The following is a 21,419-nucleotide window of genomic DNA, read 5'->3' as shown; positions in this document are numbered from 1 at the left end:
TCTATCAGGCGGCCAGCATCTGTTCGATCTTTTCGCGGTTGAGGCCCTTTTCGCCTATGACGACGAGGCGGCTGCGGCGCTCTTCACCGGCCGCCCAGGGACGGTCGTAATAATGGTTGACGCGGCTACCGACTGCCTGCACCTGCAGGCGCATCGGCTTCGTGGATACTTCGACGAAACCTTTGATGCGCAGAACATTTTCCGCAGCCGCTGTCTCAGCGATACGAGCCGCCAGCGCTTCCGGATCGGTCACGGCCGGCAGGTCGATGACGAAGCTGTCGAAATCGTCATGTTCGTGGTCAAGTTCACCATCGTGATGGGTGCGGCGGTTTTCGATATCCTCTTCAACCGCAAGACCGAGGCCGATCAGCACGGCCGGATCGATGACGCCATTCGAGGCGACGACGATCTTTGCGGCCCGCGGCAAATGCTCGAGAATATGAGCCTTCGCCTTTTCCAGACCGGCGCTATCGAGCAGATCCGCCTTGGTCAGCACGATAAGATCGGCACAGGCGATCTGGTCCTCGAAAACCTCTTCGACCGGATCGTCGTGATCGAGGGCTTCGTCATTTGCGCGCTGGGCGGCAAGGGCCTCCATGTCATGCGCCACCTGACCCTCGGCAAGGGCAGCGCCATCCACCACGGCAACCACAGCGTCAACCGTCACGCGGCTCTTGATGGCCGGCCATTGAAATGCCTGCACCAGCGGCTTGGGCAGGGCAAGGCCGGAGGTCTCGATGAGAATATGCTCCACCTTCGGCTGCCGGCTTAGAATCTGTTCGATGGCCGGCTGGAAATCATCCGCCACCGTGCAGCAGATGCAGCCATTGGCCAGCTCAACGATGTTTTCCTCCGGGCAGCTCTCAATGCCGCATCCCTTGAGGATATCCCCATCGATGCCGATATCACCGAATTCGTTGACGATGATGGCAAGCCGCTTGCCATCAAGCTTTTCGAGAAGACCGCGCAGCAGCGTGGTTTTTCCAGCCCCCAGAAAGCCAGTGACGATGGTGCAGGGAACGCGGTCCAGAAGGGTGCTCATGATCTCTCCTCGGTAAAATCGAATGGGGGAATGCGCGCCACCATGCCGCGCTTCAATGTGTCGGGGCGGCCGCGCCAGGGCATCAGGCCATCTGCGGAGGCGGCCAGCATTTGCGCGCCCGTGAGCAGGTCTTCCGCATCGTTGGGCGTCAGCCCGCCGAATACATAGGACCAGCCATCGGCACCGCGCAGCACGGCACTGAGGCCGCGTTTGCAATTGGCAAGGCAATTGACGGAGCGAACATCGATGCCGGAGTCACGCGCTTTTGTGATGGCAGCTTCCGCAAGGATGGTGCCGGGGCGCGGCTCCGCATTGGGATCGGTGTCGTCGCGACAGCTTCGGCAGACAAAAACGACCACGCCGGAAGCTGTGTTGACTTCCATTGTCCCGTCCGCACAAGAAGATGTTGTGGTAATATCCAAACCGTTCCGCTTTCCGCGCCTTTAAACTCATCGGGGTGCGGATGTCGAAAACAGCGCACTGAAAAGCGCGGCTGCAAATCAATTCGACCGGCTGACCGGAGCACCCCGCCCGGGAGACGTTTTTTCCTGAAACGGCAGGTCTCCTGGCTTGCGGCTTTAAAACACCCTGCACCACCTTCCCGGGCCAATTTTATGGTCCAGTGGCTTCATAGTGCGGGCTTACCGCTTACAGTTGCGGGGGCAGCCACGGAATGACCCGTTATGGGGTGGAACCGTGTTCCCTCTTAGCTTTTCCCGTTGCCGGGAAAAGACCGTCAGTGCCTTACCCTTAGGCTGAACAGGCGTGACGGTCAATGCTGCCGGCTTGTCGATTGCCGGGTGCGGCAAATTGAGTATAGTCGCCGCTCCGAATGGCGGGGGCATACGGTCCCGCGCCTCTGGACGAGAAGGAAAACGCGATGACACGCGATATCAGCGACAGCGAAGCCGAACGCCACCGGCAGAAAATGGTCAACCGCAAGACGGTTCAGGATGCCGAAGTCGCGGAAAAGACCATCGAAAAAGGTCTGCTGATGATCAATACCGGCCCTGGCAAAGGCAAATCCACGGCCGCTTTCGGCCTTGCCCTGCGCATGCTCGGCACAGGGCGGCGGGTCGGCGTCGTGCAGTTCATCAAGGGCGCATGGTCGACGGGTGAACAGCAGGCCCTGACTTTGTTCGGCGACAGGGTGGAATGGCGCACCATGGGCGAGGGGTTTACCTGGGACACGCAGGACCTGAAGCGCGATGTCGCGGCAGCTTCAAAGGCCTGGGAGGAAGCGAAAGCACTGATGGCTGACGAGACGATCGGATTGCTGGTTCTAGACGAACTGAACATTGCGCTCCGCTATGATTACCTGCCACTGGAAGAGGTCGTCGAAACGCTTTCCAACCGTAGATCCGATCTGCATGTCATCGTTACCGGCCGCAACGCCAAACAGCCGTTGATCGACGCTGCCGACATGGTGACGGAAATGACCCTCGTCAAACATCACTTCAAGGCGGGCGTAAAGGCGCAGGCCGGGATAGAATACTGACATGACTGCACGTGTGCTGATGTTTCAGGGAACCGGCTCGGATGTCGGCAAATCGCTGATGGTGGCTGGCCTTGCCCGCGCCTTCGTCAGGCGTGGCCTGTCCGTCATGCCGTTCAAGCCGCAGAACATGTCGAACAATGCGGCGGTCACTGCCGATGGCGGCGAGATCGGTCGCGCGCAGGCGCTGCAGGCGCGGGCAGCAGGCGTTCTGCTGTCGGTTCACATGAACCCGGTGCTTTTAAAGCCGCAGAGCGAAACCGGCGCACAGGTCGTCGTACAGGGCAAAATTGTCGGCAATGCCAAGGCAGCCGATTATCAGCACATGAAAGCCGGGCTGATGCCGCATGTGCTGGAGAGCTTCGAGCACCTGAAACAACAGGCCGATCTGGTGCTGGTGGAAGGGGCGGGAAGTGCTTCCGAAATCAACCTCCGCGCTAACGACATCGCCAATATGGGTTTTGCCCGCGCCGCAGATGCTCCCGTGATCCTGATCGGCGATATCGACCGGGGCGGGGTCATCGCCAGCCTCGTGGGCACAAAAACCGTTCTCGAACGCGATGATGCCGCGATGATAGAGGGCTTCATCGTGAACCGCTTTCGCGGTGACCCTACGCTGTTTTCAGACGGCATGCGGATGATCGCGGAAAAGACCGGCTGGGCGTCCATCGGGCTATTGCCGCATTTTTCCGATGCTGCGAAATTGCCAGCGGAGGACGCCCTTGGGCTTACCGGCCCGGCGCAACAAAAGCCCGGCGCGAAAATCCGCATTGCCGTGCCAATCCTGCCGCATATTTCCAATTTCGACGATCTGGATCCGCTCGACATGGAGCCGGATGTGGAGCTGATCCGAGTGCGGCAGGGCGAGACCATTCCCGCCGATTGCCGGCTGGTTCTGCTCTGCGGTTCGAAATCCACCATAGCTGATCTCGCCGTGCTGAAAAATGCAGGCCTCGACATCGACATCAAGGCACATGTGCGCCGCGGCGGTTATGTTCTCGGTCTCTGCGGCGGATACCAGATGCTTGGAAAAACCGTTGCCGACCCTGACGGCATCGAAGGACCACCAATGACGGTCGATGGGTTGGGCCTGCTGGATGTGACGACGGTTTTGACGGGCGACAAGAGGCTCGTTTCCGTGCAGGGACAGAGTTTCGACGGAATTCCATTATCCGGCTATGAAATGCATGTTGGCGAGACGACGGGTGCTGCGTGCAACCTGCCATTTTCGACCATTGACGGGCATGCCGATGGCGCAATTTCGCCCGATGGCCGCATCTTAGGCACCTATATCCACGGCCTGTTTGCGGATGACCGCCAACGCGGGGCGTGGCTTGAGCGGCTTGGTGGGCGGGGCACTGAATTGAACTATGATGCGCAGGTGGATGCCGTTCTTGATCGCCTGGCGGCCCATATGGAGAACCACCTCGATCTCGACAGACTGCTTTCTATAGCGCGATAAGGATTGCCAGCAATCCGAACAGCGCGATCAGCAGGAAGTCTGCGATCCTCGCCAGCCTGAGCGCTGTGCGAATATCGCCAGCAACCAGTGTCGCTCTTCCGCCTTCGCCCATGAAACGAGCGTCGATCATCTGCCCGCCATAGGAGCGCGGCCCGGCCAGCGCAAAGCCCAGTGCCCCGGCCAGTGCCGCCTCCGGCCAGCCGGCATTGGGAGAGCGGTGATGCCGCGCATCGCGGCGTATCGCGGCAATTGCCCCTTTCGGTGATGCACCCTTCACGAAAAACGCGGCGACCACGAAAAGACCGCCGCTCAGTCTCGATGCCGGCAAATTGACCAGATCGTCCAGCCGGGCCGACGCCCAACCAAAGGCCTCATGGCGTGGCGAGCGATGACCGATCATGCTGTCGGCCGTGTTGATTGCCTTATAACCCGCACCGCCTGCCAGCCCCAGAATACCAAGCCAGAGGGAAGGGGCGACAATGCCGTCAGAGAAATTTTCAGCCAGACTTTCAATCGCCGCCCGGCAGATTGCCGCCTCATCCAGCGCCTGCGGATCGCGCCCAACGATCATGGAGACAGCTTTGCGCCCGCCGTCAATCCCCTCGCGTTCCAGCGCAATGGCGACGGCCTCCACATGCTGTTCCAGACTTTTTTGGGCCGGAAGTGACGCCCCAAGCACCGCAACAAGCAACAGACCAAGGGGCAATAAAAGCAGAACAGATTGCACTAACCATGCAACAAGCACCGTCAGCACCAGAAAAACGGAAAGCGCCACGATGCCTGCCGCCTTGCGCTGCGAAAATGAAGCACTCTCCCGGTTCCATTTTTTGTCCAGCAGCGCGATAAGCGAACCGATCCAGGTGACGGGATGACCGATGCGTTTGAACAGCCAGTCCGGATATCCAGTCAGGCGTTCGATCAAGAGCGACAGAAAAGCGAGAGCGAAGAACATGGGCGATAAGGTACCGGAAAAAGCGCAGGCTGCGATCCGTCACGGCGGCAATCTCGGCAAGGCGCGCCTGATGTTTCCTGAAGCGCCGGAACCGTGGATCGACCTGTCGACCGGGATCAATCCGCACTCCTACCCGCATTCTCCCGTTCCCGCCAGCGCATTTGCCCGCCTGCCGGAGCCTGACGCGGCCGAAGAATTGAAAAGGCTGGCCGTCGCCTCTTTCGGCGCACCATCAGCCGGGCATGTGGCTCTGTCCCCCGGCACCCAGATGCTGATGCCACTGCTGGCTCACCTGGCACTCGAACGCGGAGCGAAAAGCGGAGCCGTGCTCTCCCCCGCTTATGCCGAACATGCCCGAACCGCGCGCATGGCCGGACTGACCGTGACCGAGGTAGACCATATCGGTGATCTGTCAGCGTACGACTATGCGGTGGTGGTCAATCCCAACAACCCCGATGGTCGCGTCACTGATCGAGAAGCTTTGTGGTCGCTGGCCGAGGCGATGCGCCGCAAAGGCGGCCTGCTCGTCGTAGACGAGGCCTTTATCGAGACAGGACATACGGAAAGTCTTGCGAATGTCGCAGGGCGCGACGCGCTGGTGGTACTGCGATCCTTCGGCAAGTTCTATGGCATGGCAGGGGTCCGGCTCGGTTTTGCGCTTGCGCATCCCGACATCGCTGCGGAACTGGAGGCAAGGCTTGGCCCCTGGGCAGTATCCGGGCCGGCGCTCAACATCGCGACGCAGGCTTTGGCGGACAGGGAATGGCAATCATCCATGCGCCTCCGGCTTGCGGCAGAAGCACAGCGTATGAGTGAATTGCTGGAAAAAGCGGGCCTGAAGATTGCCGGCGGTACGTCCCTGTTTACCCTGGTGCGGGACCACCGGGCCAAAGAACTGTTCGATCACCTTGGCCTGCACGGCATTCTGGTGCGCATTTTTGATGAAAGGCCGAACGACATGCGTTTCGGCCTTCCCGGCAGCGAAGCGGAGTGGCAGCGCCTCACGGAAGCGCTGTTATCCTTCAATCATCCCTTGAACGTGTAGGTCGCAATAGAATCCGGCTTCATTTCAATGGAGAAACCGGGCAGCTTCGGCGGCATGTACGCGGCATTGCGAATATCGCAGGGTTCGATGAAATGCTCGTGCAGATGGTCGACATATTCGATCACGCGGCCTTCCTTGGTGCCGGAAACCACGAGATAGTCGATCATCGACAGATGCTGCACATATTCGCAAAGGCCGACGCCACCGGCATGCGGCCAGACCGGCAAATTGTATTTGGCAGCAATCAACAGAACCGCCAGCACCTCGTTGAGACCACCCATGCGGCAGCTGTCGATCTGCACGACGTCGATTGCACCTTCGGCGATGAACTGCTTGAACATGATACGGTTCTGGCACATTTCGCCGGTTGCCACCTTCACGGAGCCGATGGCTGCACGGATCTTGCGATGGCCGGCGACATCGTCCGGGCTGGTCGGCTCTTCAATGAAGAAGGGCTTGGCGAAGGCAAGTTGCTTGACCCATTCAATCGCCTGATCCACTTCCCACACCTGGTTGGCGTCGATCATCAGATAACGGTCGGGCCCGATCACCTCGCGGGCGATGGTGAGGCGGCGGATATCGTCTTCGAGATCACGGCCAACCTTCATCTTTACATGGTTGAAACCGGCATCGATCGCTTCCTGGCAAAGCCGGCGCAGCTTGGCGTCGTCATAACCGAGCCAGCCGGCTGATGTGGTGTAGCAGGCGTAGCCTTCGTTCTTCAGCGTCTCGATACGTTCCTTTTTGCCGCTTTCGGCTTTTTTGAGGATCGCAAGCGCATCGTCCTTCGTCAGCACGTCAGTCAGATAACGGTAATCGACGATATCGGCGATTTCTTCAGGGCTCATATCGGCAACAAGCTGCCAGACGGGTTTGCCCGCCTTTTTGGCCAGCAAATCCCAGACAGCATTGACGACGGCGCCGGTGGCGAGATGCATCGCGCCCTTGTCCGGGCCGATCCAGCGCAGCTGGCTATCACCAGTCAGGTGGCGCCAGTATTTGCCGGGGTTCTCGGTCACCGTCGCCAGATCGGTTCCGACCACCAGATGGCGCATCGCCTTGATGGCCATGCAGCAAATCTCATTACCGCGGCCAATGGTGAAGGTCAGCCCGTGGCCTTTCAGTTCCGGTTCATCGGTGTCGAGAATGACATAAGCCGCCGAATAATCCGGGTCGGGGTTCATCGCATCCGAACCATCAAGGCTCTGGGAGGTCGGAAAACGCAGGTCGAAAACTCGCAGATCAGTAATTTTGGTCATGGCCGTTCACTCGCGGTCAGTGTCAAAGGAAATCGTTCAGTCGTGGTGGAAGGTTTCTTCCATCATTGCCCACCACTCGCCTTCCTTGCGGCTTTCGAGTGGTTGCTGGCAGGGAATGGTGAAAGACCACCATTCCTGGTTCTTTGGGCTTGCCGCCATCTTCGCCATATCGGCGCTGAAATCGGTGCCGTGATATTCCCAATATCCGAACAGCAGATTTTCCGGTTCGCGCAGGAAGATCGTGTAGTTGCGGATGTTGCAATCGCTGATGAGCGCCAGAATTTCGGGCCAGACGGCGGCGTGCAGTCTTCTATATTCCGCAATCATGTCCGGTTTGACGCCGATGACCATTCCCATGCGCTGCATACAAAACTCCGTTATTGCTTGATGGTGGCGAGCGCCGCACGCAGTTTCCGCTGCGGCACGTTTAACCCCAGACGTTCCGCCGCAGCGATGACCGGCACAAAACGACGGCGTTTCTTTTCATCGTGATTGCCGGAAATGTCCGCGAGCCGGTGGGCGAGAAAGGGGTTCAGGAAACGCTCCCGCACAGCACGGATATAGGCTTGCGCTTCTTCTCCCATGCTTTCTGCGGCAAAGACCGGCAGAACCTCGTCCCGCCAGAGCGTTTCCAGATCTCCCGAAAGCGCATCGTCGGCCATTGCCTGCCGCACGGTCTCGTTTTTCGCACGGGCATCCCGCAACCATCGCTCCGCCAGATAGGAATGGCCAAGATTGAGCAGGAACAACTTCAGCTTTTCATAGCGGTCGAGATCATCAGTCAGCACCACCGCAGGGTGGGTGCAGGGCAGAACAAGGCCCTCCTGCTTCTCGATTGCCCAAAGCGCATAGGGCTCGGCAACTGCGCCAACCGGATCGATCGGCTCGGAAACGATGCGGTCTACAAGGCTGTTGGCAAAACGGCATTTCTCATTCAGGTAGAAGCCGAAACCCGCCGGCAGCTGCCATTCGTCGGCAAGCTGGCGAACAACCTCTTTCAACCGGTCGCCGTTGCGCGGAACAAGCTCACAAGGAAAGATCGATACAGGGGCTTCCGGATTGGTCTTAAAACGTTCCAGCAGCAACACGCAGAGCTTTGCCGGAAAACTCTTTGGTACAAGCGTGAAGTCGTCGGCAATACCCGGACCGTCGAACGAATCCAGCTCATAACCGCGGTCACCCGTATTGGACAGAATGACCCCTGCCCCGCAGGCGATGCGCCGCACCTCGGCCCAGTCGGCCGCCGCCGTCAGCGCGCGCGCGACAGCCTTACCTGGAATTTCCTCATCCACCTCTTGCCCGTCGCGAATGCCGCGAATGCGCACCGGATAGGGCGCGCCATCGTTCAATGCTGCCACACGCTTCAGGCTCTCCGCATTGCCGGTCGTCTGGACGATTGCGATGCGCCCGAGAGCCTCGCCTTTTTCCAGCGCCTGCGAAATGAACAAATCCGCATGGGCCAGAAGAAAGCGGCTGGTACCGAATTGCAGGATGGGTGTGTCGGTCGTCATGCGACCTCCACCATGCCCTTGATGACTCCGGCTTTCGGATCAGTCAGCCCGGCGAATTTGGAAGGCACCTCGGCAAGTGTCATGCGGTGAGTGATGAGTGCCTCCGGTACCTTGCCTTCCCGCAGCGCCTGCAACACCCGCTCGAAATCCTCCGGCGTGGCATTGCGGCTGCCGAGCAGCGTGGTTTCGCGCTTGTGAAACTCCGGATCGTTGAAGGAGATATCGCTGGCAACGATGGAAACCAGCACATAGGAACCACCGTGGCCGACGAAGGAAAAGCCGCGCTCCATGGCTTTAGGATTACCGGTCGCATCAAAAACGGCATCGAAGAAATCGCCGCCGGTGATATCCGACAGACGATCCTTGTCGCCCTCGCCAAGCGTCACCGTATGGGCAACGCCGAGATGGTCCTTGCAGAAATCCAGCCGGTCGGTGCGCCCGTCAATCATCGTCACCTCACCGCCATCGAGAACGGCGAAAACCGCAACCGCCATGCCGATCGGACCGGCACCGACGATCAGGACCTTCTGACCCTTTTCCACCGACCCACGACGCACGGCATGCGCGCCAATCGCCAGAAATTCGGTCATTGCCGCCTGATCGAGGCTCAAGCCCTCCGCCTTCAGCACGAATTGCTGCGGAACGCTCAGATATTCGACCATGCCGCCATCGCGATGAACGCCAAGCACACCGATGTTGCGGCAGCAATTGCTCTTTCCTTTACGGCAGGCGCTGCACTCACCACAGGAAATATAGGGTATGACGGTAACGACATCGCCCGCCGAAAGATGGCTGCCTTCCGGCGCCTCTTCCACCGTGCCGGAAAGCTCGTGGCCCATGATGCGCGGATAGGAAAGATAAGGCTGATTACCGGTGAAAATATGCAGGTCCGTGCCGCAGACACCAATGCGACGAATACGCACCAGCACTTCACCTTCGCCACGGGCCGGCTTTGGTAGTTCCTTGGGGACAAGTTGACCGGGGGTCTCGCAGAAAATCGCCAGCATGCATCACCTGTTGGGAAGGGAATAAAAACGAACGGCGTTGCCGCCAAAGACGGCCGCATGCTCGTGCTCAGGCACGATTTCGCGGCAGAAGTCCAGCCATTCCTGATAGTCGCCAGCCAGCCGCAATACCGGCCAGTCGCTGCCGAAGATCACGCGTTCGCCGCCGAACAGTTCCAGAATGGTTTCGGCATAGGGCCGGACGGCTTCCGGTCTCTGCTCGCCACGCTCGGTCAAAAGGCCGGACAGCTTGCAATGGAGGTTGGGAAGGGCCGCCAAAGCTGCCATGTCCCTGCGCCAGTCGCCATATTGGCCCGTGGCGATAAGCGGCTTCGCCCCGTGATCGATGACAACAGGCAATTGCGGATGGCGGCGCGCGAAGGCGAGAAGATGCGACAGATGCGGCGGCAGGACCAGCGCATCGAACACCAGTGCATGTTTCACCAGCGCATCCACGGCGGCATCGAGCGCGGGATCGTCGATCCAGGTCATATCATCCATGCCTTGCAGCATCGGCCGTACGCCCTTGAAGGCCGGATGTTTTGCCCGCCGAGCGATTTCCGCCGCAGCATCCGCGGACTTCATGTCCACCCAGCCGACAACGCCCTTGATGAAATCGGTGCTTCCAGCCAGATCGAGCATGAAATCCGTATCGGCCGCACTTTCCATCGTCTGCACCAGCACCGTTCCGGAAACTCCGGCCTTTGCCAGCAGAGGAGACAGATCCTGCGGAAGAAAATCCCGGTAGATGGCAGCCAGAGACGGTGGCGGCCATTGCCCGGCACGATCCTTCATCAGCCAGAAATGCTGGTGGGCATCGATGATCATCGCTTCAGGCCTTTGTGCCAGGCACAGGTGCGCCTTCGGAAATCAGGCCACGCTTTTGCAGCTCCGACCAGAATTCGTCCGGAACAACCTGTTCGAACCATTCGATGTTTGCGGCAAGTTGCTGCGCATTGCGCGCGCCGGATACGACCGTGACCGAAGCCGGATGCCCGAGCGGAAACTGCAGCGCAGCCGCCTGCAAAGAAACACCAACGTCGTCACAAACGCCCTGAAGCGCATCCACCCGCGTGATGATGTCGGCAGGCGCATCGGCATAGTTGAATTTGCGGTTGCCTGCCAGAATGCCTGAATTGAAAGCACCGGCGACCACGATCGCAACGCCGGTTTCCGCGCAGCGGTTCATGAAGGCAAGGCTCTGCTGCTCCAGAAGCGTATAACGGCCGGCAAGCATGGCAACGTCGATGTCGAAAACATCCATGGCGTCGCCGACGATTTCCCACTCGTTGACGCCGAGGCCGATAGCACCCGTCGACCCTTCTTCGCGCAGCTTGCCGAGTGCCCGGAAGCCGCCGCCGGTGGTCAGCTGCTCCCAGTAGTGCTGGTGCTTTTCGCCATGCGTGAAAGAGCCGATATCGTGCACATAGAGAATATCCGGCTTCAGAACGCCGAGCCGCTGCTGGCTCGCTTCGAAGGAGCGCAGAATACCGTCATAGGAATAATCATAGACCGGGCGGAAAGGCAGCGGCGCAATGTAGGCGTCCTCTTCCGGGCCCACAGTTTCATCGGGAACCATGAGGCGACCGACCTTGGTGGAGAGGGTGTATTCGCTTCGGTCATGCTCCGTCACCATGGTTCCAAGACGACGCTCCGAACGCGTGTAACCGTAAAAAGGTGCGGTATCGAAATAGCGAATGCCGCTTTCCCATGCCTTGTCAAACGCGCCTTTGGATTCCTCGTAGGGCGTAACGCGGTAGAGATTACCCATCTGCGCGCAACCAAGGCCCATGACCGTGACTTCAACGGCACGGCGCGGCAATTTACGTGTATCGGAGACTTTCATCGCAAGGGCTTCCTGAATTTTTCGGTAGAGCGGATGTTGAAAACCGTATGCGGTATTGACTGAAATCCCGCTTCTGAAATTTGTGAGGCGCGCCGCTCAAAGAGCGGCGCGCCGTCATGCCTTAATAAAGAACGTTCTTGGCTTCCGGCTTCTCGATATTGTCCTTGGTGACAACAACAACGCCGGTGTCGACGAACTTTTCGACCTTTTCCTTGCTGATGAGCTTGGAAACGGTCTGGATGCCCTTTTCGCCCATCTGATACGAACCCTGAACGACGATGCCGGCCAGCGTGCCGTCCTTGACGAAGCCCTGAAGGTCCTGGTTACCGTCAAAGCCGATGCCGACAACCTTGCCTGCCTTACCGGCCTGGGCGAGCGCGCGGCCTACGCCGATTGCGGTGGGTTCGTTGGCGCCGAAGATGCCCTTGAGATCGGAATTGGCGGCCAGAACGTCGGTTGTCTGGTTCAGCGCCGTCGCCATCTGCGACTGCGAATAGAACGGACCTACGATCTTAAGGTTGGAATGCATCTGGATATAGTCGGTGAAACCGCCAACGCGTCCGATTTCCGAACCGGCACCGGCGACGTAGGACATCACGGCGATCTTGCCTTCCTTGCCAACCTTGTCGATCAGCGCCTGAGCAGCCAGTTCGCCGGCTTTCTTGTTATCGGTCGCCAGGAAGGACTGATAATATTGCTCGGAACCCTTGGCGAGCTGTGAGTCGATCAGAACCACGGGAATGCGGGCTTCCCAGGCTTTCTTGACAGCCGGAACCAGCGCATCAGGATCGGAAGGAGCAAGAACGATACCCGAAACCTTACGGTTTACAGCGTTTTCAACCATGTTGACCTGATCGGCGATGGCCGATTCAGAAGCCGGACCCTGGAAGGTCATGGTGTTGCCGGCAGAGTCCTTCATCGCCGCATCGGCGCCCTTCTGAACGTTCTGCCAGAAGGTGGAGTTGACGGTCTTGACGATGACGGCGATTTCGCCGGCCTGCACGGTGGAGACGCTCCACAGCGCGATTGCGGATGTCAGAAGGGCGGTCGTAAGCTTGTTCATTTCTTCCTCCGTGATGTCGGCATACCGGGCCTCCCGTGCCGATCTTGTTTGCGGATAGGGTCCGCAGCCCTGTATCAGCGGCGGTTGCGCAGCTGGTCGATCCAGACGGTGACCAGAATGACAAGACCGATGATGATCTGTTGCGTGAAGGCGGACACGCCATTCATATTGAGACCGTTGCGCAGGATGCCGATGACGAAGGCGCCGATTGCCGTGCCGGAAATCGTACCCACGCCGCCGATGAGCGATGTGCCGCCGATAACGGCGCTGGCAATGGCGTCCAGCTCATACATCACGCCCTCATTCGGCTGGGCTGTGACTAGGCGCGACATCAGCACGCAACCGGTCAACCCGGCGAGCGTACCGGACAAGATGTAGGTGAAATTGGTGACGCGTGCGACGTTTACGCCGGACAGACGCGCAGCATCCGCATTCGAACCGACGGCATAGATGTGACGGCCAAGGATGGAGCGGTTGAGCATGAAGGAAACAGCCAGCGCAATCACCACCATCAGGATGACGGGGTAGGGAATGCCCGGAAACACCACGTTTGGAAAACCGTCATCACCAATATTGACGATGCGGAAGAGGGCGCCGTTGCCGAGTTCACCGAAGGATTCGCCGAGGCCGGAAACCGCTCGCGCACCGGTGATCTGCAGTGCCACGCCACGGGCGATCAACATCATGCCGAGTGTCGCGATAAACGGTGGCAGCTTGAAGCGCGTGACCATGAGGCCATTGATGAGACCGCAAAGCGACCCCGTCAGAATGCCAAGCAGCATGCCGACCGGCACCGGCATACCCAACTCCTTCACCGCAAGCGCGGCAACGACCCCGGCCAGAGCAAGCACCGAACCAACGGAAAGATCGATGCCGCCGGTGATGATGACGCAGGTCGCACCAATGCCGAGAAGGGCGATGGAGGTCACCTGAAGCGCAATGGTCATGGCATTGTTGACGGAGAAGAAGGCGCTGCTGGTGGCGGAAAACACCATAACCAGCACAACGAGACTGCCAAGAGCCGCAAACTTCTGGATGATGTCCTTCTGGCGGTCGCTGAAAGCGAAGCTCTTCTTGGGTTCTGCAATATTAGCCATGTCGTTCCTCACTGCGCGGCCCGGCCGTAACCGGACGCGTACCGCATGATTTCTTCCTGATTGGTCTTGGCGGTCTCAAGCACGCCCGTGATCCGGCCCTGGTGGAAAACGGCGATACGATCCGTCAGTCCCAGAATTTCCGGCAGTTCCGAACTGATGAGAATGACGCCGATGCCCTGTGCAGCCAGCTCGTCCATGATCTTGTAGATCGCGAATTTTGCGCCGACATCGATGCCGCGCGTCGGCTCGTCGAAAAACAGCACGCGCGACTGCCGGAACAGCCATTTGCCAATGATGATTTTCTGCTGATTGCCACCTGAAAGCAGCCGCACCGTCTGTTCGATCGAAGGGGTACGGATGTTCAGGAGATCGACGTAACGTCTGGCGACATCGTCGTGCTTCTTGAAGTCAATCAGCCCGAAGCGGTTGGAGACCTCACCGATATTGGCAAGCGTCGTATTGGCCGCAACCGACATCTTGATCGCAAGACCATCGCTTTTGCGGTCTTCGGACAGATAGGCGATACCCTCTTCGATGGCATCTCGCGGGGAACTGATGGAAAGCTCCCGCCCGTTGAAAACGACCTTGCCAGCATCCAGAGGATCGGCACCGAAGATCGCCCGTGCGACTTCCGTGCGACCCGCACCCATCAGTCCGGCAAAGCCGAGAATCTCACCGCGCCGCAGCGAGAAACCGACATCGTGGAACACACCCTTGCGCGTCAGCCCTTCCACCGAGAAAATAACATCATCCGTAGGGCGCGACGTGCGTTCCGGGAACTTCTCCTCCAGCGAACGCCCGACCATGCGCGTGACGATATCGTCAACGGTGATCGATGCAAAATCGTCGGTCGAAATATAACGCCCGTCCCGCAAAACCGTCACGCGGTCGACGATTTCGGCCATTTCATCGAGCCGGTGGGAAATATAGACGATGCCGACGCCAGAAGCCTTGAGATCTCGGATCACCTTGAACAATAGCCGCGTTTCCTGCTCGGTCAGCGAGGAGGTCGGCTCATCCATGATGAGGACTTCGGCATCCAGGGAAAGCGCTTTGGCAATTTCCACCATCTGACATTGAGCGACCGAGAGGCCTCGGACAATCTGGTCAGGGTCGATATCGACGCCCAGCCTATCGAGACAGCGCTTTGCATCAAGCCGCAGTTTCTTGCGGTCGACGAGGAAACCACGGCGCGGCTCGCGGGCGAGATAGATGTTCTCGGCAACGGAAAGATGCGGAACGAGGTTGAGTTCCTGATGGATGATGGCGATGCCGGCGGCTTCGGATTCCAGCGGCGATGCATATTGCACTTTGACGCCCTTGTGCAGGATGGTTCCGTCGCTTGGCTGGTAAACGCCGCTGATGATTTTCATCAGGGTGGATTTTCCGGCACCGTTTTCGCCGCAAACAGCGTGAACCTCGCCGCTGCGCAAGTCGAAATGCACATTCGACAACGCTTTGACGCCCGGAAATTCCTTGCTGATGTTTTCGAGACGCAGGAGGCCTGAACCAAGGCCGCGCGCCGTCTCCTCAGGCGAAAAATCGCCTCGAATTGTCGATGCGCCCTGCGACATCAAGAAACCTCCACCCGCGCTCCCCGCTCCACCGGGGGCAATAATGAGCCAAATGGTTAGGCCGCTTTTTTAAAATGGTCAAGCCAATTAGCCCAAAATTTGAATCCCGCGTCTGGTACACGCAAAATCATCTCAAAAGAATTATTGAAATAATATCGTAAATTCATGTATTTAAGTAATTTCTTGCGTATTGATGCGCTTGGCGCTACGGTAAGGCCAAATTCAGATAACAGACAAGGTTCGTCAGAAAACACATGAATGGTCAGGCCAAAATAGCGGAACCACGCAGGCTTTATCAGCAGATTGCGGACCAGATACGCGAGCTGATCGATCTGGGAGAGTTTCTGCCTGGAACACGACTTCCCGCCGAACGGGAACTGGCACAGAAGCTCGGGGTTTCGAGACCATCACTGCGCGAGGCACTGATTGCGCTTGAAATCGACAACACAGTCGAAATCCGCATGGGTTCCGGTGTCTATGTGTCCACCGAGGCCCTTCAGACAACCCACAACACCAAATCCTTGGGCGACAGCCCTTCCGAACTGATGCAGGCGCGCGCAGCGCTGGAAGGCGCGACAATCGTACTGGCGGCGAGCCGCATGACCGATGAAACGATTGCAAACCTTCGCCAGATTCTCAACACGATGCAGCAGGAAATAGAGGCCGCGCGCAAACCTCTCGATCAGGACCGGCTTTTCCACGTCACCATTGCCGAACAATCCGGTAACAGCGTTCTGGCCCGGCTGGTGGCAAACCTCTTCGATGAGCGCCACAGCCCGATTTCGGCACAACTGCGTGTGAAATTTGAGGATCGCGATACCTGGACCCACGCCCTTCAGGAGCACGAGGCGATTTTGGCGGCCCTGGAGTTGAAAGATCCGCTGCTGGCGCAGGCGGCCATGCATACCCATCTGGAAGGTTCCAAGAGACGCTGGGTAGACGGCTGAATTCAAAACATAGCAGGCAATGTACCGGGGAGGAGAAAAACCCGTGAGTGAGAATTCCGAGGCAACCATTTTGCTGAACGCCAACGACAATGTCGCGGTGGCACGCCGGTCGATACCGGCCGGTGGTGCGACGGGCAGAGGCGATCTGACAGCCCGGGAGCTGATCGGACGCGGCCACAAGGTGGCCCTGACGTTTATCAGATCCGGAGACGAGGTCCTGAAATACGGACAGGTGATCGGCATCGCGACACAGGATATCGAGCCTGGCCGGCATGTGCATCTGCACAATCTCGCCATGGTGCCTTCCGAACACACGCATCAGTTCAGTGTCGATATCGAGGAAAAAGGCATGCTGCCCGAGGGCGAGCGCCGGACCTTCAAGGGTTTTGACCGGGGTCTCGGTGGCGTTGGCACACGCAACTACATCGGCGTCATCGCATCCGTGAACTGTTCCGCCACCGTGTCGCGTTACATCGCCGATTATTTCAACAAGCAGGGCGGCCTTGAAGGGTTCGACAATGTCGACGGCGTTGTGGCACTGACCCATGGCGGCGGCTGCGCGCTCAATACGAAATCGGAAGGTTATCGTCTTCTGATCCGCACCATTCAGGGTTATGCCCGCCACCCGAATTTCGGCGGTATTCTGCTGATCGGCCTCGGCTGTGAGACCAACCAGATCGGCCCCATCCTCGAACATTACAAGATGGAGGAGGGCGAACGGCTGCGCACCATGACGATCCAGCAGCACGGCGGCACACGCAAAACGATTGATGCCGCCATTGCCGAGATCAAGGCGATGCTGCCAATGGTCAATGCTGCCCAGCGCACTGAACAGCCGCTTTCAAAACTGAAGGTCGCGCTGGAATGCGGCGGTTCGGATGGTTACTCCGGAATATCGGCAAACCCGGCCCTGGGATATGCATCAGATCTCATCGTCCGCAACGGTGGCACAACGGTTCTTGCCGAAACGCCGGAGATTTACGGCGCTGAACACCTGCTGACGAAGCGTGCCGTCACGCCTGCGGTCGCCGAAAAGCTTTTGCAGCGCATCGACTGGTGGCGGGATTATACCGCTCGCAACGGCGATGAGCTGAACAACAACCCATCCCACGGCAACAAGCTTGGTGGACTGACCACCATTCTGGAAAAATCGCTGGGCGCAGTGGCCAAAGGTGGCTCCATGCCACTGAAGGCGGTCTACGAATTCGCGGAAACCGTTACTGAACAGGGCTTCGTCTTCATGGATACGCCCGGTTACGATCCTGTTGCCGTCACAGGCCAGGTCGCCGGTGGCTGTAACGTCATCTGTTTCACCACCGGCCGCGGCTCCGTATCGGGATTCAAGCCGGCACCCTGCATCAAGATCGCCACCAATTCCGAAATGTACGAGCACATGAAGGAAGACATGGACCTCAACTGCGGCGAGATCGTTACCGGCGCGGAAACCATCGAGGAATCCGGCAAACGAATTTTCGAGCACATTCTTGCAGTCGCTTCAGGAGACAAAACCGTCAGCGAGATTTACGACTACGGCGACAATGAATTTGTGCCGTGGCAGGTGGGCGCGGTTACCTGACCCGCTTCCAATATGTGCATCGGACTGTCCCACGTGAAACAAAAGGCCCGGAAATCACTTTCCGGGCCTTTTAAATTCTCTGCGCCGTTTCCGCTTAATGGCGGAAGTGACGCATGCCGGTAAAGACCATCGCCACATTGTGCTCATTGGCCGCATCTATCACGTCCTGGTCGCGCATGGAACCACCAGGCTGAATGACTGCGGTGGCACCTGCTGCAATAGCTGCAAGCAAACCATCGGCGAAGGGATAAAACGCTTCAGAAGCCACAGCAGAGCCGCGCGTCAGCGGCTCAGCAAGGCCGAGTGCCTTGGCCGCATCTTCCGCCTTCTGGGCGGCGATACGGGCGGAATCCACCCGGCTCATCTGTCCGGCGCCGATACCTGCCGTCTGGCCGTCCTTGGCATAGATCACCGCATTGGACTTCACGTGCTTGGCAATCTTGAAGGCGAACTTCATGTCTTCAAGTTCCTGAGGTGTCGGCACACGCTTGGTGACCACCTTCAGTTCCAGATCCTCTACCATGCCGTTGTCACGGCTCTGAACCAGAAGACCGCCGGAAACCGTCTTGGCCGTAATGCCGGCCGCGCGCGGATCTGGCAGGCCACCAGCTGCCAGCAGGCGCAGATTGGGCTTGCGGGCGATAATGGCCTTGGCCTCTTCCGTCACATCGGGTGCAATGATGACTTCGGTGAAGAGCCTGACGATCTCTTCTGCCGTTTCCGCATCGAGCGTGCGGTTCAAGGCGATGACGCCGCCAAAGGCCGAAACGGAATCGCATGCCAGCGCGCGCCGGTAGGCTTCTGCAAGTGTGGGACCCGTCGCAACACCACAGGGGTTGGCGTGTTTGATGATCGCTACAGCCGGCGCATTTTCCGGCAGGAATTCCGCTACCAGCTCGTAGGCTGCATCCGTATCATTGATGTTGTTATAGGAAAGCTGCTTGCCTTGAAGAAGCGTCGCCGTGGAAACACCGGGGCGCTTTTCGCCGGTCAGGTAAAAACCGGCGCTCTGGTGCGGGTTCTCGCCGTAACGCATTTTTTCCTTCAGCGCACCGCCGATGGCACGATAATCCGGCGTTTCGATAGCCAGCGCCTCAGCAAACCAGTTGGAAATCACCGCATCATAAGCCGCAGTGCGGGCATATGCCTTGGCGGCGAAGGTCTGGCGCAGCGCGTAGGAGGTTTGACCGTCATCGGCCTGCAGGGCTTCCACCAGCGCAGGATAGTCGGACGGATCGGTGACAACAGTGACATAGGCGTGGTTCTTGGCCGAAGCGCGGATCATTGCCGGGCCGCCAATATCGATATTCTCGACCGTCGTGGGGTAGTCGCCCCCCTTTGCGCGAACCTCCTCGAAGGGATAGAGATTGATGACGGAGAGATCGATCGCCTCGATACCGTGAGCCTTCATTGCCTCGACGTGATCAGCATCATCCCGGATAGCCAGAAGTCCACCATGCACGTTGGGATGCAGGGTCTTGACGCGACCATCCATGATTTCCGGGAAATTGGTCACATCGGAAACATCCGTTACCGGCAGTCCCGCGTCAGCGATGGCCTTTGCCGTGCCACCCGTCGACAGCAGCTTGACGCCAAGTTTGGACAGGACAGTCGCCAGCTCGATAATGTCCGTCTTGTCAGAAACGGAAAGAAGGGCTGTACGGATTTTGACTTTATCGGGAGCGGGGATTTTTTTGGAAACGACAGCCATCGGGCATACTCCGTTTAACGGGGAGGACAGGCTGGACTGGGATTGATCCAGCAATTGCCGCCGCGTTAACACAGCTTGCCATATTAATAAACAGCGGGGACGCGGAACGGCGAAAACTATGGCGGTTTTTGCCTGAAACTCGCCAGGAATCCTCTACGCCTTGCGTTCGATGATCCAGCGGATTTCCCGAGTATTCGCCAGATTGAACGGCAGCTCGATCTGCTGCGAAGGCCGCATGCCGGATGCATCCGCCATAAAAACATCCTCGGTCACGAAAAGCTCCAGTCCCGGCGCAGAAAACAGCCAGGTGGTTCCATCCGCTGCCTCCAGATAAACCGACTCCTCGTCCTGTTGGTAAAGCTGGATGTGGGGGTGGATATGGAACCGCGATACCGCCGATATGGATTGCAATTGCGCCTTCACCACATTCTCGTCGGCCCGAAGCAGATCACGGCCCTTTATCTTCGTACCGGCAACATTAAGCTCAATTTCCCTATCGTGATAGCAACCGAAATTCTGCAAATAACCGTCATGCGACGCCCACAGGACATCATTGCCATTTGCATCCGTTCCGCGGCGGCTCTCCACCTGACTGACACCGGAAACCATGATCGGCCCGAGCAGTCTCGAGCGGGATAGTCTGCAAGAGGACGTGTCGGCGAGCGTGACCGTTGAATGGGCCGCCGTCGAGCGGCTCGCCCGCTGATATTCGGGTGCTGCGTTTTTCGGGAAGCCCGAATTGACGATGAACCGGCTCTTGCCACAGGACATCTCAAAGGACAGGCAGCCCGAATGGGCGTTACGCGAAAGCTCCGCCGAGCCTGGATGACCAGTGTCCACGATGATGACCGTCTCATCGGTTGCAAGACGATGATAATTGACATCCGGCAGCATTTTGGACGGCCGGCCAGCTGTCTCATCGTAACGAAGTACCGACACAAGTTCATTGGCAAGCGTGGCGGTGGCGCCATTGAACAGCGCCAGATCGCCGCCCTGGTGGCGGAAAAACCGGATGGCCGGAAACATCCTGTCAATCGCCGGCACCAGCCCCGAGGGCAGATCGTGACCGAGATTGATGTAGCTTTGCCTAAGCGGCAAAAGATCGAGCAGCAAATCCAGCATGACCCTCGGATTGCGGGAAACATGCCCGCCATCTGGAAGAATCTGGCGTTCCATTTCCTGCGCCAGCTTCATTCCGTGCCGAGTAATATGGGACAGGCGGGTCGGCATGGCGATGGACGCGACGGCCAGCGCAATCCTGATCCGCAGCCTCGCTTCGCCATCCGGCGCATGTTTGACGATCCTGTCGAGATAACGCACGTGAAACGCAAGACTTTTCAGGAAACGACGATAAAAACCCGCATCGGCCTCATGTAAAACGACGGGAGAATGGGACAGCCAGGCAATCAGCCTTTGTGCCGCGATCTCCGGAGACCAGGCGATCCCCGCAACCCGCTTGCCTTGAATAGTCATCCATTCGGCAACGATACGGCGCGCCCGCTTGCTGGCCTCACTCGATCTGTCGGAACGGATATGCCGCAGCCAGCCGAATGCATGCAGCCGCTCTTCAAAAACCACCGAGGGATAGTCCACCTGAAATGGCGATAGACCGCCGGTTTCGACGACGCGGCCGGCGAGCGCAATCCGGCCCCGCAGCAATTCCTCGGCAAAATACGGATCGATTGCCCTCAGATCAGTCGGCGCCGCCACCAGACCATCGGGAACGCGATTGGCAAACCGGGATATGCGAAGGCGCAAAGGAGCGAGGCCCACACACAGATGACGATACGCCATCCGCGAGAGAAGACCGGCGGCATTGATGCTGCCTGCAAAGG

19 protein-coding genes and 1 riboswitch are annotated in these 21,419 nt (G+C 58.6%); of the genes, 5 read left to right on the top strand and 14 right to left on the bottom strand.

Annotation, left to right across the window (positions count from 1 at the left end):
* Positions 1-4: 4 nt before the first annotated feature.
* Complete coding sequence (gene cobW / locus F617_RS0115755; RefSeq protein WP_013636993.1) at positions 5-1,042, bottom strand: cobalamin biosynthesis protein CobW; 1,038 nt, start codon at positions 1,040-1,042, stop codon at positions 5-7.
* The gene (locus F617_RS0115750; protein ID WP_019565967.1) at positions 1,039-1,425 is read right to left on the bottom strand and encodes a DUF1636 family protein; all 387 of its coding nucleotides are present in this window, start codon (positions 1,423-1,425) and stop codon (positions 1,039-1,041) included. Before F617_RS0115750 ends, cobW begins: the two co-directional genes overlap by 4 nt.
* Before the next feature lie 154 nt (positions 1,426-1,579).
* Positions 1,580-1,795, bottom strand: a riboswitch (cobalamin riboswitch).
* Between the two features lie 127 nt (positions 1,796-1,922).
* On the opposite strand from F617_RS0115750, the gene cobO reads away from it, so the two are divergent.
* Complete coding sequence (gene cobO, locus F617_RS0115745) at positions 1,923-2,540, top strand: cob(I)yrinic acid a,c-diamide adenosyltransferase (RefSeq protein ID WP_013636995.1); 618 nt, start codon at positions 1,923-1,925, stop codon at positions 2,538-2,540.
* Between the two features lies 1 nt (position 2,541).
* Entirely contained in the window at positions 2,542-3,999 is a 1,458-nt protein-coding gene (locus F617_RS0115740) for a cobyric acid synthase (protein ID WP_019565966.1), read from the top strand.
* Here F617_RS0115740 and cbiB read toward each other — a convergent pair.
* Positions 3,986-4,951: an adenosylcobinamide-phosphate synthase CbiB gene (gene cbiB, locus F617_RS0115735; protein ID WP_003516408.1), complete on the bottom strand. Its 966-nt coding sequence runs from the start codon at positions 4,949-4,951 to the stop codon at positions 3,986-3,988. The two genes, F617_RS0115740 and cbiB, sit on opposite strands and share 14 nt — an antisense overlap.
* Between cbiB and cobD the strand changes: the two genes are divergently transcribed.
* Entirely contained in the window at positions 4,950-5,996 is a 1,047-nt protein-coding gene (gene cobD, locus F617_RS0115730; protein WP_019565965.1) for a threonine-phosphate decarboxylase CobD, read from the top strand. The two genes, cbiB and cobD, sit on opposite strands and share 2 nt — an antisense overlap.
* Here the strand turns inward: cobD and F617_RS0115725 are convergent.
* From F617_RS0115725 to F617_RS0115685, 9 genes are all read right to left on the bottom strand, one after another.
* The gene (locus F617_RS0115725) at positions 5,978-7,255 is read right to left on the bottom strand and encodes an L-fuconate dehydratase (protein WP_003516405.1); all 1,278 of its coding nucleotides are present in this window, start codon (positions 7,253-7,255) and stop codon (positions 5,978-5,980) included. The two genes, cobD and F617_RS0115725, sit on opposite strands and share 19 nt — an antisense overlap.
* 36 nt (positions 7,256-7,291) lie before the next feature.
* On the bottom strand, positions 7,292-7,621 hold the full coding sequence (locus F617_RS0115720) for an L-rhamnose mutarotase (RefSeq protein WP_003516404.1): 330 nt from the start codon (positions 7,619-7,621) through the stop codon (positions 7,292-7,294).
* 11 nt (positions 7,622-7,632) lie between these two features.
* Positions 7,633-8,766, bottom strand: coding sequence for a mannitol dehydrogenase family protein (locus F617_RS0115715; protein ID WP_019565964.1), 1,134 nt, complete (start codon positions 8,764-8,766; stop codon positions 7,633-7,635).
* On the bottom strand, positions 8,763-9,773 hold the full coding sequence (locus F617_RS0115710) for a zinc-binding alcohol dehydrogenase family protein (RefSeq protein WP_019565963.1): 1,011 nt from the start codon (positions 9,771-9,773) through the stop codon (positions 8,763-8,765). Before F617_RS0115710 ends, F617_RS0115715 begins: the two co-directional genes overlap by 4 nt.
* A 3-nt stretch (positions 9,774-9,776) precedes the next feature.
* Complete coding sequence (locus F617_RS0115705; RefSeq protein WP_019565962.1) at positions 9,777-10,598, bottom strand: amidohydrolase; 822 nt, start codon at positions 10,596-10,598, stop codon at positions 9,777-9,779.
* A gap of 4 nt (positions 10,599-10,602) precedes the next feature.
* Positions 10,603-11,616, bottom strand: coding sequence for an aldo/keto reductase (locus tag F617_RS0115700; protein WP_019565961.1), 1,014 nt, complete (start codon positions 11,614-11,616; stop codon positions 10,603-10,605).
* Between the two features lie 121 nt (positions 11,617-11,737).
* Positions 11,738-12,679, bottom strand: coding sequence for an ABC transporter substrate-binding protein (locus F617_RS0115695; RefSeq protein ID WP_003516397.1), 942 nt, complete (start codon positions 12,677-12,679; stop codon positions 11,738-11,740).
* 74 nt (positions 12,680-12,753) lie between these two features.
* A complete protein-coding gene (locus tag F617_RS0115690) occupies positions 12,754-13,776 on the bottom strand; it encodes an ABC transporter permease (protein WP_003516396.1) in 1,023 nt (340 codons plus the stop codon).
* 8 nt (positions 13,777-13,784) lie between these two features.
* Positions 13,785-15,350 (bottom strand): sugar ABC transporter ATP-binding protein, encoded by a 1,566-nt coding sequence (locus F617_RS0115685; protein ID WP_013637002.1) that lies wholly within the window; start codon positions 15,348-15,350, stop codon positions 13,785-13,787.
* A 254-nt stretch (positions 15,351-15,604) separates the two neighbouring features.
* Here F617_RS0115685 and F617_RS0115680 point away from each other — a divergent pair, with 254 nt between their 5' ends.
* A complete protein-coding gene (locus tag F617_RS0115680; RefSeq protein ID WP_013637003.1) occupies positions 15,605-16,297 on the top strand; it encodes a FadR/GntR family transcriptional regulator in 693 nt (230 codons plus the stop codon).
* A gap of 43 nt (positions 16,298-16,340) precedes the next feature.
* Positions 16,341-17,873, top strand: a complete 1,533-nt coding sequence (locus F617_RS0115675; RefSeq protein WP_019565960.1) for a UxaA family hydrolase — start codon at positions 16,341-16,343, stop codon at positions 17,871-17,873.
* A gap of 94 nt (positions 17,874-17,967) precedes the next feature.
* Here F617_RS0115675 and purH read toward each other — a convergent pair whose 3' ends face one another.
* Complete coding sequence (gene purH, locus F617_RS0115670) at positions 17,968-19,584, bottom strand: bifunctional phosphoribosylaminoimidazolecarboxamide formyltransferase/IMP cyclohydrolase (protein WP_019565959.1); 1,617 nt, start codon at positions 19,582-19,584, stop codon at positions 17,968-17,970.
* Positions 19,585-19,737: 153 nt separating this feature from the next.
* On the bottom strand, positions 19,738-21,378 hold the full coding sequence (locus F617_RS0115665) for a heparinase II/III family protein (RefSeq protein WP_081626746.1): 1,641 nt from the start codon (positions 21,376-21,378) through the stop codon (positions 19,738-19,740).
* Positions 21,379-21,419 lie beyond the last annotated feature (41 nt).

The organism is Agrobacterium sp. 10MFCol1.1, assembly GCF_000381165.1.
GTDB lineage: Bacteria > Pseudomonadota > Alphaproteobacteria > Rhizobiales > Rhizobiaceae > Agrobacterium > Agrobacterium tumefaciens.
Note: the sequence above shows the minus strand (reverse complement) of the source record. Positions and strands in the feature narration are given on the sequence as shown.

Excerpts from the sequence above, each read along its gene's own strand:
- cbiB (WP_003516408.1), bottom strand. The coding sequence starts at position 4,951 with ATGTTCTTCGCTCTCGCTTTTCTGTCGCTCTTGATCGAACGCCTGACT.
- cobO (WP_013636995.1), top strand. The coding sequence starts at position 1,923 with ATGACACGCGATATCAGCGACAGCGAAGCCGAACGCCACCGGCAGAAA.
- F617_RS0115720 (WP_003516404.1), bottom strand. The coding sequence starts at position 7,621 with ATGCAGCGCATGGGAATGGTCATCGGCGTCAAACCGGACATGATTGCG.
- F617_RS0115740 (WP_019565966.1), top strand. The coding sequence starts at position 2,542 with ATGACTGCACGTGTGCTGATGTTTCAGGGAACCGGCTCGGATGTCGGC.
- F617_RS0115750 (WP_019565967.1), bottom strand. The coding sequence starts at position 1,425 with ATGGAAGTCAACACAGCTTCCGGCGTGGTCGTTTTTGTCTGCCGAAGC.
- F617_RS0115700 (WP_019565961.1), bottom strand. The coding sequence starts at position 11,616 with ATGAAAGTCTCCGATACACGTAAATTGCCGCGCCGTGCCGTTGAAGTC.
- F617_RS0115665 (WP_081626746.1), bottom strand. The coding sequence starts at position 21,378 with ATGGCGTATCGTCATCTGTGTGTGGGCCTCGCTCCTTTGCGCCTTCGC.
- F617_RS0115725 (WP_003516405.1), bottom strand. The coding sequence starts at position 7,255 with ATGACCAAAATTACTGATCTGCGAGTTTTCGACCTGCGTTTTCCGACC.
- cobW (WP_013636993.1), bottom strand. The coding sequence starts at position 1,042 with ATGAGCACCCTTCTGGACCGCGTTCCCTGCACCATCGTCACTGGCTTT.
- F617_RS0115690 (WP_003516396.1), bottom strand. The coding sequence starts at position 13,776 with ATGGCTAATATTGCAGAACCCAAGAAGAGCTTCGCTTTCAGCGACCGC.
- F617_RS0115695 (WP_003516397.1), bottom strand. The coding sequence starts at position 12,679 with ATGAACAAGCTTACGACCGCCCTTCTGACATCCGCAATCGCGCTGTGG.
- F617_RS0115680 (WP_013637003.1), top strand. The coding sequence starts at position 15,605 with ATGAATGGTCAGGCCAAAATAGCGGAACCACGCAGGCTTTATCAGCAG.
- F617_RS0115705 (WP_019565962.1), bottom strand. The coding sequence starts at position 10,598 with ATGATCATCGATGCCCACCAGCATTTCTGGCTGATGAAGGATCGTGCC.
- purH (WP_019565959.1), bottom strand. The coding sequence starts at position 19,584 with ATGGCTGTCGTTTCCAAAAAAATCCCCGCTCCCGATAAAGTCAAAATC.
- cobD (WP_019565965.1), top strand. The coding sequence starts at position 4,950 with ATGGGCGATAAGGTACCGGAAAAAGCGCAGGCTGCGATCCGTCACGGC.
- F617_RS0115715 (WP_019565964.1), bottom strand. The coding sequence starts at position 8,766 with ATGACGACCGACACACCCATCCTGCAATTCGGTACCAGCCGCTTTCTT.
- F617_RS0115685 (WP_013637002.1), bottom strand. The coding sequence starts at position 15,350 with ATGTCGCAGGGCGCATCGACAATTCGAGGCGATTTTTCGCCTGAGGAG.
- F617_RS0115710 (WP_019565963.1), bottom strand. The coding sequence starts at position 9,773 with ATGCTGGCGATTTTCTGCGAGACCCCCGGTCAACTTGTCCCCAAGGAA.